This window comes from Mucilaginibacter rubeus (assembly GCF_014643835.1).
GTDB classification, from domain to species: domain Bacteria; phylum Bacteroidota; class Bacteroidia; order Sphingobacteriales; family Sphingobacteriaceae; genus Mucilaginibacter; species Mucilaginibacter rubeus.
Window position 1 is genome coordinate 159,386 of sequence record NZ_BMKD01000007.1, and the last position, 16,047, is coordinate 175,432.

A 16,047-nucleotide genomic window follows, 5' to 3' on the forward strand; every position below is an offset into this window, starting at 1 on the left:
TATTGTCATCCTGAGTGTTTAAATCCGCAAGCCTCTGAAGGTGAAATGACAAAAGAGGGCCTGTCAGTCTGAGCCTGTCGAAGACTCGCGCGCAGAGGCCTGCCCACTATGCTTCGACGGGCTCTGCATGACACCCGTTTTAAGTTGTCATGGGTAGGAACGAAGGATCCTCTTTGCTTTGCATAGCAGTAGAGGCGATTCAAGAAGATCCTTAGCTTATCGCTACCCATGACAAGATAAAAAATGTGTTTTTTCGCAGCAGATCAGCTTCGGGTGAAAACGAGCAGAACGATGCTGGGCGGTGCGGTTGCAGGGGCATAGCAAGTTTTTGCAGAAGCGGAGGCATTGCGTGCGAATCGGGGCAAAATAATTGCAGCCCGTGGTTCTGTTCGTTTTGCAGGGTGAAGGTCGCGCCGAGGGCTATGGGGGCCAGGTTGTGCACAAAGAAGCCTCTCTGCTGCAAGCCTTTTTGGTTACTTTTGTGGCGACAAAAGTAACTGGCCCCGCGCGGCCAAGAGCGCGACGATGTAAGTCTAATACTAATGAAGCCCGTTACCAGCCTGTCGGGGATTGCTTCATTTCTTACAGCAATGACGTGACGCAGATGTCATTTTACCTTCAGAGGCCGCCGGATTTAATTTACTCAGTATGACAAAAAATATTAAAAACACTCATCAATTAGCCACATCATTATTTTCAATCCTTGTTCTGTTTTTATTGATCCTGTCTTTTAAGCCTCCAAAATTGTAGTTTAAGCTGATGCTGAATGACCTGTAATAGTTCATGCTTTGGTAGGTTTGATTAAATTGAGGACCAAATGTTTTGCTTACACTGTTGCGGTATTTGGTAAACGGATTTTTGATCCCCCCAGAGATACTGAACTTATTTTTTACAATATCCTTGTTGAAATTGAACGCGCTGTAAAAAAAGCCGTTGGTGTACCCCTGTAAACCTGTAGGGTTGTGACTATTTATACCCAAATCGGCATTCAGGGCCCAGCCATGGTTCAGGCGTACTACGTTTGATAGCGTAGCCCCATACATCAGCAGGTTATTGTTCACTACTTTTCCACCGGCCTGGCCCTGCAGCCACAAGTACATCATGTTACCATTGAGGCTTACGTTGTAAATTTTAGTTACAGGATAACTAAGGTTAAAATTAACGCCCGCACTGCTGGCCTTGCCGGTATTAGCATAGGTAACTTGTGTAACCTGGGTGGTGCGGTCAAAATTAACTACCTGCAAATCGAGGTTGTTCATGAACGAATAGTCGAGCCCGATGTTTATTGATATTTTTTTATTGCTGCCATACCCAAGCTGGATATCGTTCAATAAAACAGGTCTCAGGTTTGGGTTACCGGTAACTTCATAATTTGGGTTTGAGCGGTCAACGTAAGGGTTAAGCCTGTTGATGCCCGGCCGCCTGATCCTTTGCGAAAAACCGAAGTTGATACTGCTTTCGTCTTTAAATCTTTTACTTACCGAAACAGAAGGAACAACGTTAAAATAATTTTGATCGGCCACAGATGCCGTGCTCATAAAATCAGCCCGGATCACGGTTTCCTCAACCCGCACACCGGCATTGATGTTCCAACTGTTTAAAGCCAGTTGGTAGGAGTTATAAGCGCTAAACACATTTTGGGTATTGGTAAACGCGTTTGACTGCGCTGCGTCATGCTCATATAAACCGGTTGTTTCATTTAATGAGCTATAGCTAAAATCGCTGCTGTTATTTCTGAATATAGCTTTAACACCGGCATCAATGGTCATTTTATTTACCGGGGTAACAAAATCAACCTGTACAGTGTGTTCTTTAAATTTTTGTTTATCGCTTTGTTGAAAATTGGGGCCTGGGAAATTTACCCGGTCAAAAAATTGAACGTCGCCATTTTTGTTATTTGTGTTGCTGCTGTACATGTATGAAAATGTAAGCAGCCTGTTTTTAACTCCCTTAAAGCCCAATTCATAATTGATCCCGGCATCAATGCCATGGCTGGCGGCTTTATTATTGTTTTGAAAACGGTATTGTTCAGGCTGACTATCGCCGGTTAGCAGGGACGACTGCCCGTTATGATCGGTTACACGGCTGCCATTATAATTGAACTGGGCGGATAACAAATTCAGTGTATCTATCTGCAGACTTAATTCGGTGCCGAAATAAGCGGTTTTATTATTTGAACGCTGATAACCGTTTTGCGCCAGTGTTGTACCGGCAGCATCAACACGTTTGTTGGTATTATAGGTTTGCGGCGAATTGTTGATGCTGCCACCGCCAAAAGCAGAAACACCAAACTTGCCTTTTTTAGCCGTAACAGAACCTCCGATGCCGGGGCCACCTGCAGGCAAGCTTTCATTGATATTTACAGAACCATTGATACCATCGTTGATTTTTTTGCTGGTGATGATGTTAATGATGCCCGCCAAACCTTCGGCATCATATTTTGATGGCGGTGTGGTGATCACCTCAATCCGCTCAATGGTTGATGCCGGGATGCTTTTTAAAACGGCTTTAAGGTTGCTTTCCAAGCTGCCGGAGGGCTTACCGTTAATAAGCACTTTAAAGCTTGAATTTCCTTTAAGCAGTAAATTATCATCCCCATCTAATGACAGGTAAGGAATTTTCCTCATCATGCTTAGTACATTATTTCCCTTACTTTCAGGATCCGCCTTCAGGTCGTAAATTATCCTGTCGGCCTTTTGCCTGATAACCGGTCTTTCGGCGGTTATGGCAACCTCTTTCAGGTTGGTCATTACATCACTCAAATAAACCGGTTTTAGCATCAGTGTTTGCTGTTGATGTGTAAGATCGAGGGCTATTGTTTTTGAGCTATAGCCAATAGCGTTAATCGACAGTGAATAGTTTGACGGTTGTACCGAAGCAAAACTGAAAGAGCCATCGTCTTTAGTAACAGCAACCATAATGGTTTCATTGGCAGCATTCTTTAGCCGTACGGTTATCAATGGCAAAGGCGCTTTGGTTACCGAATCAGCAATATCCCCTTTTACCTGCACCGGGGTTTGGCTATAGCTATTGAGGTTATAAATGATTAACACAGCTATCATCATGATTAACCGTATTGCTATTTGTTTAGTTTTCATATTTGTGAGTGTGTTAGATTTTGGTTGATTTTTTAGGCAAAAGGATTCCCGGAGAGAATTTCTCTCTGTAAAATTTGATGGTACAGGCGATTAAACCACCCGCTTAGTACAATAAATCAGGCTGATTATTTAATCCTTACGGCGGCGAAGCAGCAGGTAATAGATTAGAAAGCCGGCTGAGATAAAGATCATTTCAACTCCGTAAGGAACGGGCGAATCTTCGGCACTGTAGGGGATGAATTGCATTACTATAAAACCTATACCGGCGCAAAGGAGGATGAGCCCCCATTTTAAGGCTTCGTTGCCTGAGTTTAACTGGGCGAGAAATTTCACGCTGTTCTCATCCAGCGGCCCCGATTTAATAATGCGTTTTTTCAGCATGTAATTATAAAGGGCAAGTATGAATATAGCAATCAGTATAAAGAATATTATGATTACGATGAATGGCATTAACTGTTTCATGATCTTGTTTGTTTAAGTATTTGCTACAGTAGTCAACACATGCGGTACCGCGGTTGCAATTATTTTAAATATTTTTTTAATCCTTTTTTGCAACCGCTAAACCTTATATATTGACTACTGTAATATGTTTAATGAACACGAGGTTGTATCCAGAATATTAAATAAAGATCTCCGGGCTTTTGAACTGCTGGTAAAGCAATACGAAAAGCTGGTTTTCTTTGTGATAAACCGGTTGGTGCAAGACCAGCAAAACAAGGAGGATATATGCCAGGAAGTTTTCATTAAGATCCACCAAAACCTGCACCGGTTTGAGTTTCAGTCGAAACTATCAACCTGGATAGCACGTATAGCCTACTTAACCGCTGTAAACTATTTAAAAAAGAACAAGAACAATCCCCCTGCCGAATATCCAGAAAATATTGATAATTATCATTTTACAGATGAAAACCCCGAACAGGAACTGATAAAAAAAAATACCGCAGCTTATGTTAACCTGCTTATTGAGCAAATGCCGCATCAATATAAAACAGTGTTAACGCTATACCACCTAAATGAGTTTTCATGTGCTGAGATCGAAGAGATCACGGGTATCCCGGAAGGAACAGTGAAAAGCCATCTTTTCAGGGCGCGGAAATTATTGAAAGAGAAAATTGAAAAAGACCTTAAGAAAGAAAATATATGAAAGAGCTGGATGACGACGAATTACAGGAACTATTGAACAGCGGCTTGGTTCCGGATAACAAAACACTTTCGGAAGAAGATAAGAACGACCTGCTCGCTTATCAAAACTTATTTACCGCACTGGGTACCGAGCCAAAAGAAGGCCTGCCTATGAGTTTTGCCGCTAACGTTAGGAGAAAACTGCAGGAGCAAATCAACCGTAAAAACGATCTGCGCTTTAACCTGCTGGCGTTGGGTATCTTTGCTGCGGGATTAACGCTGGCTTACGGCCTGCTTTCTGCTATCAGTCCCGAAAGTGGCGATATGTTTCTAAATGCTACGATCAGCTTTAAATGGCTGTTATTAACACTGGTTGCAGGATTTGTGGGCTATCTTTTTATTGATCAGAGATTGGTAAACAGGAGTTATTAAGAACTGGGAAACGTAGAGATCATCATTGCGGATGGGGGTTAACAGGGTTAACACAAATTCAGAAACAAACTATCAAGTAACTGATAATCAATTAAATAAAACACAACAGGGGTTACACATCTCACAATGCGCAGAGCGGGCTTACATGTTTTGCAACCTGCAAACGGGAGACGCATGTGATGCGTCTCTACATTAAGATTAACGGGCTTCTTCTAACGTATCAGGAACAGCATCTTCGTCCTCTTCCTGTGGTTGAGGCTCTTCCTTAAACACACGGATGGTTTTAATATACCTGCGCTGGTAACGATCATTCATGGCGGTTTCAGTAACGCCATTTTCATCACCCGATGTAGAATGGATAAACACCAATGGTTCACCAGGTTGTGATATCACAATACCAATATGCCCTGCACTGTGGTAATTGTGACTGCGGGTTCCGGTAAACAAAATCAGATCGCCAAATTTGGCGTCTTTAATATCAATCCCCTTAACCGGCGCAAAATCCGATGAACTGCGGGGAATAGAGATGCCGAAATGAGTAAAAACATAATTAACAAAACCCGAGCAATCAAAACCTTTTTCCGGGTTGCTTGAACCATACCGATACCTGATGCCTTTCAGGGTTTGGGCAAATTCAACCAGCTCGTCGGGTGTGGTTTCGCCAGTTTCATAATTGGCCTCAACTTCGGCATAATGATGCCTCAACCTCGCATGGCTATGCAATTTTACCGTTTTATTTGCTTTATGTTTTTTTGATGCGTGAAGTACGGCAGGCTTTGCCGGCTTCATAAGTGATAAACAAGCTACAAGGAGGAGTTTGGAACCAATTACAACATGCATGTTGTAATGATAAGTAAAAATTTCCACGGATAGTAATCAAAATGTAAAAAAGACGGCAGGGGGCTAATACTATTATTTCATTTACTTCATCAAAACGTAAAATGGGTGTTAAATAACAGATGTTAAAAACATCATTTACAATCCCCGTGAGACTAAGTTCAACTCGCCTGTATGCTAATTGAGCAGTAAAGCCCTTAACTAAAGCCCAAAAACGACAACATTTTAAAACCGGTATTCCATTACTTGTTTAGATTATATGGCGTAGCCTCGTTCATGACCGTACAAAGGATAAAAGAGGTCAGCATCACAAAAGTGCTTGGTGCCACTGCCGCCAGCATCGTTTATTTGTTCAAAAAAATGCATCAATGGCTGCAATCTTATGTTTATCGCATCAACATTAGCTGACTACTATTTGCTGCCGGCGGAATAACTGCAATAATTATTGCAATGGCAACAATGGGTTTCCGGGCAATAAAGGCGGCAATGGCTAACCCGGTGACGAATTTTGGAAATGAATGCTATTGCTCAAGGGATACATTCCAACATTATTGGGTCTTATTAATTATAGATATATTGCTTTTATTTATCTCTACATCAAATAACGCCATAGAAGGAATGGCATTATTTGATGCATCCCTGGCTGGATTCCATGCGGGTGCTTCCTTTATTAAGGACCTCAATTTTTGGATTATAGCATTGTTGTCAAATGATTCCTCCGAAAATTGCCTTGTTATCAATGGTTTCAATAGTTTTCCCTCAGTTGAAACTTCGCTTCGGTATGAAAGCCTGATTGTATAGCCTTTCGGAATAATTTTGGTGATCTGATTCTTTAAGGAATCTGCGAATGCTGTTGTGATGGCCGGTAATTTATAAGACTGCGCCCAAATAGATTGAGAAAGAAATATTATAAATATCAAAACCACATTTTTTTTCATGCCTTAAAATTATAAAAACTGAGTGCAATTTTCTATTCCAAATTCCCCGTCAATATCAATTGGTCGTTTAAAATTAACCGGAGAGTTTTTCGTTAAACAGGGATTGTAATTAACGCAACCAGAATCCTTTTATCTCCTAAATTAATCGTTAAATAAAATAATCTGTGGTAAAATTATTAACAACCCTTGAAAAAAGGCAGGTCAGCGCGTAAACTTGTTTTTCAAATAAAAAGCCTCAAATCTTTCGATTCAAGGCTTTTCATTTTCTTCGTAGCGGGAGCAGGACTCGAACCTACGACCTTCGGGTTATGAGCCCGACGAGCTACCAACTGCTCCATCCCGCACTGTATTTGTGCTATATATTTGAGATCCGGCCATAACCCCGGAAAGGTGCTTCCAATTATCAAAATGCAAATTTGCACTCCGTTTTAATTGGACTGCAAAGATATAATTCGTTTCTTTGCAGTCCAAATATATTTTTAATTATTTTTTTATGGCTCATCAGGCAGGTTTTGTAAGTATAATAGGTAAACCCAACGCAGGGAAATCAACCCTTATGAACGCGCTAGTGGGCGAAAAAATGTCCATCATCACCCCTAAAGCGCAGACTACACGCCACCGCATTTTGGGTATTGTGAATGACGAAAACTACCAGATCGTGTTTTCGGACACCCCTGGTGTTATCAAACCGCACTACGCCCTGCACGAAAGCATGATGCACCAGGTTGACGGCTCTATTGTTGATGCCGACCTTATTTTGCTGGTTACCGACATTTATGAGGAATATGATGAAGCAGACGTTCTTAAAAAATTGGAGCGTTCATCAGCGCCTCTTGCCGTACTCATCAACAAAATTGACCAAAGCGATGAAGAAACCGTAAAAAAGAAAGTTGAATTTTGGCAGGAAAAATTAAACCCTAAAGCCATCTTCGCCATATCGGCACTGCATGGCCACAACATCAAGGCCATTATGGATTTCGTGATCGAAAACCTGCCGGAGCATGCCGCTTATTACGAAAAAGATGCGTTAACTGACCGTAACGACCGCTTCTTCGCTTCAGAAATGATCCGCGAACAGGTGTTTAAGCAATACAAGAAAGAAATTCCGTACAGCACCGAGGTTATTGTAACCGCCTTTATTGAGGGCGAAAAGCTTTACCGCATCAGCGCCGAGATTATTGTGGAACGCGAATCGCAAAAGAACATCATCATAGGCAAGGGCGGCGAAATGTTAAAAATTACCGGCACCTATGCCCGCCGCGCCATGGAAGACTTTTTTCAGCAAAAGGTTTTCTTGGAAATGTTTGTAAAAGTGATCCCCGACTGGCGTACCAAAAAGAATTACCTCAAACAATTCGGGTACGAATAGAAAGAACAGAATCAAGACTTTTAGAATCAAGATGCAGGATAATCCAACATCTTGATTTATCATTAATAAAAATTAAAAATTTCGTAGAAGCATTTGTTAAGTTAGATAGATTTGTATTCCTGAATCTTGATTTCTTGCATCCTGACTCTTAATAAAAAAGCATGAGTAACATAGTAGCCATTGTGGGCAGGCCCAACGTAGGCAAATCAACATTATATAACCGTTTAACCGAAAGCCGCAAGGCCATTGTTGATGACTTTAGCGGTGTCACGCGCGACAGGCATTACGGCGTTGCCGAGTGGCTTAACCACAATTTTACCGTTATTGATACAGGCGGCTATGTAGCCAATTCCGACGATGTTTTTGAAACCGCCATTCGCGAACAGGTTGATATTGCCATTGAGGAAGCTTCAGTGATCCTTTTTGTTGTTGATGTTACAACCGGCATCACCGATCTGGACGATGAGATTGCCAACCGCCTGCGCAAAAGCAACAAACCTGTTTTTGTGGTAGTGAACAAGCTGGACAATAACAACCAGGTTGCCGATGCCATGGTGTTTTACAGCTTCGGCCTTGGCGAAATCTACAGCATTTCATCAATGACCGGCTCAGGTACCGGCGAACTGCTCGACGAAGTGGTAAAACACTTTGAAGACGAAGTACTTGAAGAAAACACCCGCCCTAGATATGCCATTGTCGGTCGCCCTAATGTGGGTAAATCATCTATCATTAACGCACTTATCGGTAAGGACCGTAACATTGTTACCCCTATTGCCGGTACCACCCGCGACTCTATCCATATCCATTATAACCAGTATGGTCATGATTTTATGCTGATAGATACTGCCGGGATGCGTAAAAAAACCAAGGTTAAAGAAAACATTGAGTTTTACTCGGTAATGCGCACCATCAAAGCGCTGGAAGAAGCCGATGTAATTATCCTGATGATTGATGCTGTTGAAGGCTTTGAATCGCAGGACATCAATATCTTCCACCTGGCCGAAAAGAACAAAAAAGGCGTGATGATTGTGGTAAACAAATGGGATTTGATTGAGAAGAACAATAAAACCGTCAAAGTATTTGAAGAGCAGATCCGCGATAAAATTGCTCCCTTTAGCGATGTGCCTATTGTATTTACTTCTGTTACCGAAAAGCAAAGGGTACTAAAGGTGTTAGACGTAGCCAACCAGGTTTACCAAAACCGCGCACGTAAAATCCCGACTTCCAAACTGAACGAGGTGATGCTGCCTATCATCGAAAACTATCCTCCGCCATCAATAAAAGGTAAATACGTTAAAATAAAATACATTACCCAAATTGCCGGCACTTCGCCAATGTTTGCCTTTTTCTGCAATTTGCCGCAATACGTAAAGGAGCCTTATTATAGGTTTATCGAAAATAAGCTCCGCGAAAATTTTGATTTTTCGGGCGCCCCGGTGCAGGTATGGTTCAGGCAGAAGTAAGAACCTTGATTTTTAGGATTTGAGGATTACCTTGAATTTGATCTATCAAATCCAGACTTACAAAGTTTCACCACCGCGTCATTGCGAGGCACGAAGCAATCTCCTATTTGAAGGTACGCCCTGCTTAGTCCGCGATTGCTTCGTTCCTCGCAATGACGTTTTTTACCCCCTCGTTGTTACGTTTCCATCTCCCGCTCCGTAATACCACTAAACCTCAATACTTTACACTTCATGAAAAAGTTTTACTGTTTAGTACTAATAGTACTGGCTGCTTTTACGGCATGCAAAAAAGGTGAGCTATCAGCTGCCGGCGGAGAAGATAATGGCTGCATCAATCGCGTTAAACGTGATTACAGCGACAGCAATAAAGTTGAACTGGCAGCGGCTATTACGCTCCTGCAAAAAAATAATATCCCGGTTAACGGCCTGGTGATATATAGAGTTATTTTAAACGATAGCATAAGCAATAATGGCCCGCTTAATATCTACCAGCATGTTATAGCTTATGAAGAAAGCAAAGGTTTGCCCATCTTTAATTCGGGAATAGGCTATCATTTCAGGAACGAAGTTTTCGCAACTACCATTGGTCGGCGCTATGGCACACTTAGCCTGAATACTACGGCAACGGCTCCGCTGCCCCAAATACGTAAAATTTTTATTGATGCTTTTAAAAAAGATGGCTATACCATTGATAACCGCGTTAATGAATCATCATGCCTTAATGCGGAGTTCGGGTATTACAACCTAACGCCGGATACGCCTGACCAGCCTCATTTTGCCAAAGTTTGGAAGGTTACTTTTATGAATTACGATTATCCGGTGGCCTACATTCAGGATGATAACCGAAAACTATTATCCTATTTCAACGGATTATTAACACTGAACAAAACCAATAAAAAATAAAATACCGGCGCAATTGGCATTTCTTTAGCCAGCCGGCCATTCTACTTTGTCAGTTTAAAAACACAAAATGCAACATGGTTGCATTTTGTGTTTTTGTCATTTACCTTTATCCATAATTAACCGCAATATCATATGAAGGATTTTGATGTGATCATTATCGGCGGCAGCAGCGCCGGTTTATCTGCAGGCATGGCTTTGGGCCGTGCCATGCGTAAAGTATTAATTATTGATAGTGGCTTGCCCTGCAACCGCCAAACGCCACACTCACACAATTTTTTTACTCGCGATGGTCAAACTCCACACGAGATTTTGACTATTGCCCGCGAACAAACTTTAAAATACCCAACTATCACGCTGCTCCATAGTGAGGCCACTCAATGTACACCAATAACTAAGGGCTTTGAGGTTAGTACAATATCCGGTGAAACATTCAGCGCAAAGAAAATTATCCTTGCTGCCGGTATTAAAGACCAAATGCCCGATATTCCCGGCTTCGCCGAATGCTGGGGAATATCGATTATTCATTGCCCCTATTGCCATGGTTATGAATACGGTTATCAGCCTACAGGCATATTTGCTAACGGCGAAATGGCTTTTGAGCTGACCAAACTTATTTCAAACTGGACAAAAGATCTCATTCTGTTCACTAACGGAAAATCAACTTTGACAGGAGATCAGCAATCCATTATCAGTCATAATAATATACAAATTATTGAGGGGGAAATAGCAGCGTTTGATCATCATGACGGCCAGATAACTACCATCCATTTGCAAAACGGCTCCGAAATAAAACTTAAGGCATTATATGCGAGGCTCCCATTTGTGCAACACAGTGATATTGCATTACAATTAGGCTGCTCATTTACCGATCAGGGCCATATCCAGGTTGATGCACAGCAAAAAACAACGGTACCCGGCGTTTATGCCGCCGGTGACAGTGCTTCAGGCATTCGCTCCATAGCCAACGCGGTTAACAGCGGCGGCATGGCAGGCGTTATGGCAAATTTGGAATTGATTAATGAGGTTTTCTGGTGGGAAAAGAATAAAATTAAAAGCGATTGTCATTCCCATGAATAAGCAAAGCGCTGTATATTGGTCGCAACAAAAAATTTCCAGCACCAGTTTCAGGGCACTTCAACCCAATAAATACTTATTCGTAAACTCTCGCGGCAGTGAGGATGTCGGCAAAAACGCCCCAATTTACATTTTCGGGAACTGGGAGGTTGTTATTCAGATAATAGCCTTCCATGTCATCGGTCCAACTTTGGATTCCCTCAAGGTAATCTAACAAAGACTTGTTTTCCCATTTATCAGGGTTATCTTTCAAGTCATTGATCAATGAAGACATGAATTGTACAAAATCATCTTTCGAGTTTAAATTTTTCATAAATCAAGCCTTGAAGATAGTTGGTTTCTTTGCAAGGTATGGACGATTTCTTTTTATCCTCACCCTACTTATTCCCTACCCTATTGAAATGTTTTTTATTTGAGCTTAAATCATCTACTGCTCCAACCCTTTTTTAAAGGTTACATCATCGGTGTTGATCACTTTAAAGTAGGCGTTATCACCCCATTTAAAGCGGGCCGCCTGGGCTTTCAGGATTGTTTTTATCGGCTCCCTGGAGATCTGTACTTCGTGCGAATCCATTTCTTTAATGGTTTGCGAGGCATACAGTATAAATTTATCGACCTCGTCATTACTAACAGCATATTGAGTTAAAAACTCAGCTTCAGTCGGGTATTTTTTAAGCAATTGCTGCTGGCGGTCAACAACGTAAGCGGTAAATAATTGCTGCTGGCTCAGGTCCTGGATAAGCGGGGTGAATTTGCTGGTATCCGCCGGTACAAAAACATCGGGCATAATGCCTCCGCCGCTAAAAACTTTACGCCCGCTTGAAGTATGGAATGATGGGGTGCCTTTAAAAACACTATCGTTAAGGTTGCTTTGTTCTGAAAAAAGTTCACCTTTTTGCATGCGCTGGGCAAGTTCATTGCGATAACTGTCAACCCCGTTTTTGTATGATTTCTGGATAGAGCGGCCCGAAGGGGTATAGTACCTGGCCACTGTTAAATTAACTGCCGAACCATCGTCAAAAGCAAACTGCTGCTGTACCAGGCCTTTACCAAATGATCGTCGACCAACAATAGTAGCCCTGTCAAGGTCCTGCAGGGCCCCTGCTAAAATCTCACTGGCCGAGGCCGAATATTCATCAATAAGCACGGTAAGTTTCCCTTTCTGAAACATGCCCGAATCGGTGGCAAAGTAATCAGTCCGGGGCTCGTGAATCCCTTTGGTATAAACTATCAGCTTTCCATCAGTTAAAAACTCATCGGCTAATGAAGTAGCAGCATTAAGGTACCCACCGCCATTGCCTCTCAGGTCGAGCAGCAATTTATTCATACCGTCAACTTTTAGCGCCGTTAAAGCCTTTCTGAAATCGAGGTCGGTAGTGGCCGAAAACTTGCTGATCTTGATATAGCCGGTGTTAGCATCGGCCATATAGGCAGCATCAACACTGCTCAGGTCAACATGCCCCCGTTTAACCGTAAGTATTTTTAAATCTTTGCTCAGCGGAGGCACAACACTCAGTTTTATTTCAGCATCCTTTTCGCCCCTGAAAACACTATTTATACGGGTGGCTGTTAGCTTGCTGCCCGAAAACTTTTTATCGTCGACATTGATCACCTTACTGCCCACCAGTAAGCCCGCTTTTTCGGCCGGACCGCCGGCATAAACCTGCGTAATGATCAGTGTATCACGAAGTAACTGGTATTCGATACCGATACCGTTAAAACCACCGTCTAACCGTTCATTGATGGATTGCGCCTGCTGCTGCGGTAAATAAAGCGAATGCGGATCAAGGTTTTGAAGCAGGTTATTTACCGACACGCCTTCAATACTATCGATATTAACGCTGTCAACATAGTTGCGGTCAACCAGTTGCAACACCTTTGCTATTTTACTATTGCTCACAAAGGAGAAGCCAAGGTTATGCGCGGCAAAATCCTTGTTAAGCACCTGGCCTATCATCACCCCTACCAGCAGCAGGATTATTGTCCGGAAAATTACACCCGCGGTCCTCTTCATAACTTATTACACACAAAGTTAATAATTGCAGGGTCAATAATTTTTACCCGCACCCTTGCATTTGATGATTTTTACCGAATTTTGTTATAAATTATTTGAAAATAGGCTATGGAAACCACCACCGAAAGGGAATCGCACTATAAAAACCTCGAAAAACAGACCGTAAGGGAAATTTTAGAAAACATTAATAACGAGGATAAAACGGTTCCGCTGGCTGTGGAAAAGGCATTGCCACAGATAGAAGCCCTGGCAACTATCACCGCAGAAAGGATGAAAAACGGCGGACGTTTATTTTACATAGGCGCCGGTACCAGTGGCCGTTTAGGCGTGGTTGATGCTTCGGAATGCCCGCCAACATTCGGCGTTCCGTTTGATATGGTGGTGGGCTTGATAGCAGGCGGCGATGGCGCGATCCGCAAAGCGGTAGAATTTGCTGAAGACGATGCTGTACAGGCCTGGAAAGATCTGGAAGCTTTCGACATTAATGATAAAGACGTGGTTATTGGCATAGCCGCTTCGGGCACTACACCGTATGTGATCGGCGGCTTAAAAACAGCTAATGAGCATAATTTAGTTACCGGCTGTATTGTTTGTAACAGCGGCAGTCCGGTAGCGGCTGTGGCACAGTACCCGGTTGAAGTAGTAACAGGCCCTGAGTTTTTAACAGGGTCAACCCGCATGAAAGCAGGCACGGCGCAAAAATTAGTTTTAAATATGCTGAGCACAAGCGTAATGATCCAGCTTGGCCGCGTAAAAGGGAACAGGATGGTTGATATGCAATTGAGCAACCACAAATTGGTGAACAGGGGCACCCGCATGGTAATGGACGAAACCGGGCTGAACGAAGAAGAAGCAGCCGGGTTACTGAAACAATACGGCAGCGTACGAGGCGCTGTTGATCATTATTTAAAAAAATAAACTGAATTTGAAGATGTGTTGATTTGGAAATTTGAAGATGCTTGTATTCGATAAATTCTCAAATTCAAAAAATTCGGGTTCAGACAATTTGAAATCAAAAACATGCACGATATTGAACCATATTACCGCTGGAGAGACGATTACGTGGCATCAGAAGATGAGTTTTCGCCTTTCTACGCGACAGAATACAGCGAGTTTGAATTTGACAAGCAGGTATACAATTACCTGCTGCACCCGCAATGGGACTCATTCGGCTCCAATACCCTTTATTTAAAAGTGCTTTTTGCCGATTATGATAAAGGCTACACTATTATTGAGCTGATAGGTGAATGGAATGACGCCATAAACAACGACATTATGATGCTGAAGCGTGAGCTGCTCGACCTGATGATAGATAATGGCATCAGCCATTTTATCCTGATCGGCGAAAACGTACTCAACTTTCATTCAAGCGATGATTGCTATTACGAAGAGTGGTTCCAGGACGTGGAAGACGGCTGGATAGCAGGCATCAACTTCCGCGAACACGTGATAGACGAATTTAAACACAGCAATATCGACTATTACATCAATTTTGGCGGCGAACTCGATAGCCTTGGCTGGCGCACCCTGAAACCCATACAGGTTTTCAAAAAGGTTGAAGAGCAGTTGATGCGCCGTTTGAATTGAGGGTTACAGAGTCAAGAAGCAGGAAGAACAGAAATCAAGACTGCAAGAATCAAGAGTCAAGAGACAAGACATTTCGGAAAACTTTCCTGTTTCTTGACTCTTGATTCTTGCAGTCTTGCTTCTTCATGCTGTATTCACCTTTTATTTATATATTCGTACTATAATTTTTAACACAAAATGGAATTTAAAGAATCTAAATACAACTTCGATAATGTAATCGAAGTTAGGGATCAATCAGAAGTTGCTTCACGCAGGTTTATGGCCGGCGTTTTCAGCTGGATGTTCGTTGCGCTTGGCGTATCAGCAATAACAGTTTATCTATTTTTAAATATGGGCCTGATCAGTCTGATCGTTGCACCAACAGGCGGCCTTACGGGTTTTGGCTATTTTGCGCTGTTTTCGCCACTGGCGTTTTCATTGGTAATGCAATTTGGCTATAACCGAATCTCTTATCCGGTATTGGTGCTGCTTTTCGTAGCTTATGCAACACTTATTGGCATCAGCTTAAGTTTGATATTTCTGATCTACACATCTGCATCAATATTGGGTGTTTTCATTACCGCATCAGTAACTTTCGGTATTATGGGCATTGCCGGTTATACTACCCAGATGGATTTAACAAAGTTTGGTTCAATCATGTACATCCTGTTCATTGGGATTTTTGTAGCTTCATTAGCTAACTTCTTTATGCACAGCGAACAAATGAGTTACATCATCAGCTACATAGGCATAGCTGTATTTACTGGTTTAACTGCCTACTATATGCAAATGTTAAAACGCATTGGAGCAGGTATTGAATACGGTGATGCAAGCTCGAAAAAACTGGCCCTGATGGGTGCGCTAACATTGTACATCACACTGATCAACCTGTTTTTTATGCTCCTCCGTTTATTCGGCAGAAGAAGATAATCTCATTAAGAAATTCAATCATAAAGCTGCCTCCGCAAAAGGCGGCTTTTTTTGTTTAACAATGTGGCTTAGGCATGATATTTAGCGTATGTTATATACTTGCAAATGATAACTTTATTGCGCAACTTTGCACTGCTTATGGAGAAAGACGGAGGGATTAGACCCTGCGATGTCTTAGCAACCTGTGCTTCACAAGGTGCTACATTCTACCAGGCAGCAATTACGCGCCCGGACAGATAAGCGAAAGTCATAACAACACCCGACTTTTCGAGATAAGCTGTATTTAGATTTGAGATATTAG

At 42.3% G+C, this 16,047-nt stretch carries 17 protein-coding genes, 1 tRNA gene and 1 riboswitch; of the genes, 10 read left to right on the top strand and 8 right to left on the bottom strand.

Going from position 1 to position 16,047, the window contains the following annotated elements; all coding sequences use genetic code 11:
- Window positions 1-211 precede the first annotated feature (211 nt).
- From IEX80_RS21525 to IEX80_RS21535, 3 genes are all read right to left on the bottom strand, one after another.
- Entirely contained in the window at window positions 212-463 is a 252-nt protein-coding gene (locus IEX80_RS21525; RefSeq protein ID WP_188834100.1) for a hypothetical protein, read from the bottom strand.
- A 211-nt stretch (window positions 464-674) separates the two neighbouring features.
- Window positions 675-3,098 carry a TonB-dependent receptor domain-containing protein gene (locus tag IEX80_RS21530; protein ID WP_188834101.1) on the bottom strand — a complete coding sequence of 808 codons (2,424 nt, stop codon included), beginning with the start codon at window positions 3,096-3,098 and terminating at the stop codon, window positions 675-677.
- Between the two features lie 129 nt (window positions 3,099-3,227).
- Window positions 3,228-3,560 carry a DUF6249 domain-containing protein gene (locus IEX80_RS21535; protein WP_176626601.1) on the bottom strand — a complete coding sequence of 111 codons (333 nt, stop codon included), beginning with the start codon at window positions 3,558-3,560 and terminating at the stop codon, window positions 3,228-3,230.
- 124 nt (window positions 3,561-3,684) lie between these two features.
- Here IEX80_RS21535 and IEX80_RS21540 point away from each other — a divergent pair, with 124 nt between their 5' ends.
- Window positions 3,685-4,242 carry an RNA polymerase sigma factor gene (locus IEX80_RS21540; RefSeq protein WP_090533720.1) on the top strand — a complete coding sequence of 186 codons (558 nt, stop codon included), beginning with the start codon at window positions 3,685-3,687 and terminating at the stop codon, window positions 4,240-4,242.
- Entirely contained in the window at window positions 4,239-4,652 is a 414-nt protein-coding gene (locus IEX80_RS21545; RefSeq protein WP_188834102.1) for a hypothetical protein, read from the top strand. Before IEX80_RS21540 ends, IEX80_RS21545 begins: the two co-directional genes overlap by 4 nt.
- 198 nt (window positions 4,653-4,850) lie before the next feature.
- Here IEX80_RS21545 and IEX80_RS21550 read toward each other — a convergent pair whose 3' ends face one another.
- On the bottom strand, window positions 4,851-5,441 hold the full coding sequence (locus IEX80_RS21550) for a C40 family peptidase (protein ID WP_188834103.1): 591 nt from the start codon (window positions 5,439-5,441) through the stop codon (window positions 4,851-4,853).
- A gap of 294 nt (window positions 5,442-5,735) precedes the next feature.
- On the opposite strand from IEX80_RS21550, the gene IEX80_RS21555 reads away from it, so the two are divergent.
- Window positions 5,736-5,897, top strand: a complete 162-nt coding sequence (locus IEX80_RS21555; protein WP_188834104.1) for a hypothetical protein — start codon at window positions 5,736-5,738, stop codon at window positions 5,895-5,897.
- 140 nt (window positions 5,898-6,037) lie between these two features.
- On the opposite strand, the gene IEX80_RS21560 is transcribed toward IEX80_RS21555, so the two are convergent.
- Complete coding sequence (locus IEX80_RS21560; RefSeq protein WP_188834105.1) at window positions 6,038-6,427, bottom strand: hypothetical protein; 390 nt, start codon at window positions 6,425-6,427, stop codon at window positions 6,038-6,040.
- A gap of 271 nt (window positions 6,428-6,698) precedes the next feature.
- Window positions 6,699-6,771, bottom strand: a tRNA-Met gene (locus tag IEX80_RS21565).
- A 149-nt stretch (window positions 6,772-6,920) separates the two neighbouring features.
- Between IEX80_RS21565 and era the strand changes: the two genes are divergently transcribed.
- From era to IEX80_RS21585, 4 genes are all read left to right on the top strand, one after another.
- Window positions 6,921-7,796, top strand: a complete 876-nt coding sequence (gene era / locus IEX80_RS21570; RefSeq protein WP_090533711.1) for a GTPase Era — start codon at window positions 6,921-6,923, stop codon at window positions 7,794-7,796.
- Between the two features lie 161 nt (window positions 7,797-7,957).
- Window positions 7,958-9,259 carry a ribosome biogenesis GTPase Der gene (gene der, locus IEX80_RS21575; RefSeq protein WP_090533709.1) on the top strand — a complete coding sequence of 434 codons (1,302 nt, stop codon included), beginning with the start codon at window positions 7,958-7,960 and terminating at the stop codon, window positions 9,257-9,259.
- Between the two features lie 231 nt (window positions 9,260-9,490).
- Window positions 9,491-10,162 carry a hypothetical protein gene (locus IEX80_RS21580; RefSeq protein WP_188834106.1) on the top strand — a complete coding sequence of 224 codons (672 nt, stop codon included), beginning with the start codon at window positions 9,491-9,493 and terminating at the stop codon, window positions 10,160-10,162.
- A gap of 132 nt (window positions 10,163-10,294) precedes the next feature.
- Window positions 10,295-11,239 (top strand): NAD(P)/FAD-dependent oxidoreductase, encoded by a 945-nt coding sequence (locus IEX80_RS21585; protein ID WP_188834107.1) that lies wholly within the window; start codon window positions 10,295-10,297, stop codon window positions 11,237-11,239.
- Between the two features lie 73 nt (window positions 11,240-11,312).
- Here the strand turns inward: IEX80_RS21585 and IEX80_RS21590 are convergent, their stop codons facing one another.
- Together IEX80_RS21590 and IEX80_RS21595 are read right to left on the bottom strand one after the other, a co-directional pair.
- On the bottom strand, window positions 11,313-11,549 hold the full coding sequence (locus IEX80_RS21590) for a DUF7660 family protein (RefSeq protein ID WP_188834108.1): 237 nt from the start codon (window positions 11,547-11,549) through the stop codon (window positions 11,313-11,315).
- A gap of 114 nt (window positions 11,550-11,663) precedes the next feature.
- Complete coding sequence (locus IEX80_RS21595) at window positions 11,664-13,250, bottom strand: S41 family peptidase (RefSeq protein WP_188834109.1); 1,587 nt, start codon at window positions 13,248-13,250, stop codon at window positions 11,664-11,666.
- 108 nt (window positions 13,251-13,358) lie between these two features.
- Between IEX80_RS21595 and murQ the strand changes: the two genes are divergently transcribed.
- From murQ to IEX80_RS21610, 3 genes are all read left to right on the top strand, one after another.
- Window positions 13,359-14,168: an N-acetylmuramic acid 6-phosphate etherase gene (gene murQ / locus IEX80_RS21600; RefSeq protein WP_090533701.1), complete on the top strand. Its 810-nt coding sequence runs from the start codon at window positions 13,359-13,361 to the stop codon at window positions 14,166-14,168.
- 102 nt (window positions 14,169-14,270) lie between these two features.
- Entirely contained in the window at window positions 14,271-14,837 is a 567-nt protein-coding gene (locus IEX80_RS21605) for a hypothetical protein (RefSeq protein WP_090533699.1), read from the top strand.
- Window positions 14,838-15,014: 177 nt separating this feature from the next.
- The gene (locus tag IEX80_RS21610; protein WP_176626581.1) at window positions 15,015-15,746 is read left to right on the top strand and encodes a Bax inhibitor-1/YccA family protein; all 732 of its coding nucleotides are present in this window, start codon (window positions 15,015-15,017) and stop codon (window positions 15,744-15,746) included.
- Window positions 15,747-15,879: 133 nt separating this feature from the next.
- A riboswitch (SAM riboswitch) is annotated at window positions 15,880-15,989 on the top strand.
- Window positions 15,990-16,047 lie beyond the last annotated feature (58 nt).

Coding starts and splice junctions, on each gene's coding strand:
- IEX80_RS21595 (WP_188834109.1), bottom strand. CDS start 13,250: ATGAAGAGGACCGCGGGTGTAATTTTCCGGACAATAATCCTGCTGCTG.
- IEX80_RS21550 (WP_188834103.1), bottom strand. CDS start 5,441: ATGAAGCCGGCAAAGCCTGCCGTACTTCACGCATCAAAAAAACATAAA.
- IEX80_RS21540 (WP_090533720.1), top strand. CDS start 3,685: ATGTTTAATGAACACGAGGTTGTATCCAGAATATTAAATAAAGATCTC.
- IEX80_RS21605 (WP_090533699.1), top strand. CDS start 14,271: ATGCACGATATTGAACCATATTACCGCTGGAGAGACGATTACGTGGCA.
- IEX80_RS21610 (WP_176626581.1), top strand. CDS start 15,015: ATGGAATTTAAAGAATCTAAATACAACTTCGATAATGTAATCGAAGTT.
- der (WP_090533709.1), top strand. CDS start 7,958: ATGAGTAACATAGTAGCCATTGTGGGCAGGCCCAACGTAGGCAAATCA.
- IEX80_RS21585 (WP_188834107.1), top strand. CDS start 10,295: ATGAAGGATTTTGATGTGATCATTATCGGCGGCAGCAGCGCCGGTTTA.
- IEX80_RS21545 (WP_188834102.1), top strand. CDS start 4,239: ATGAAAGAGCTGGATGACGACGAATTACAGGAACTATTGAACAGCGGC.
- IEX80_RS21580 (WP_188834106.1), top strand. CDS start 9,491: ATGAAAAAGTTTTACTGTTTAGTACTAATAGTACTGGCTGCTTTTACG.
- IEX80_RS21535 (WP_176626601.1), bottom strand. CDS start 3,560: ATGAAACAGTTAATGCCATTCATCGTAATCATAATATTCTTTATACTG.
- IEX80_RS21560 (WP_188834105.1), bottom strand. CDS start 6,427: ATGAAAAAAAATGTGGTTTTGATATTTATAATATTTCTTTCTCAATCT.
- murQ (WP_090533701.1), top strand. CDS start 13,359: ATGGAAACCACCACCGAAAGGGAATCGCACTATAAAAACCTCGAAAAA.
- IEX80_RS21530 (WP_188834101.1), bottom strand. CDS start 3,098: ATGAAAACTAAACAAATAGCAATACGGTTAATCATGATGATAGCTGTG.
- era (WP_090533711.1), top strand. CDS start 6,921: ATGGCTCATCAGGCAGGTTTTGTAAGTATAATAGGTAAACCCAACGCA.
- IEX80_RS21590 (WP_188834108.1), bottom strand. CDS start 11,549: ATGAAAAATTTAAACTCGAAAGATGATTTTGTACAATTCATGTCTTCA.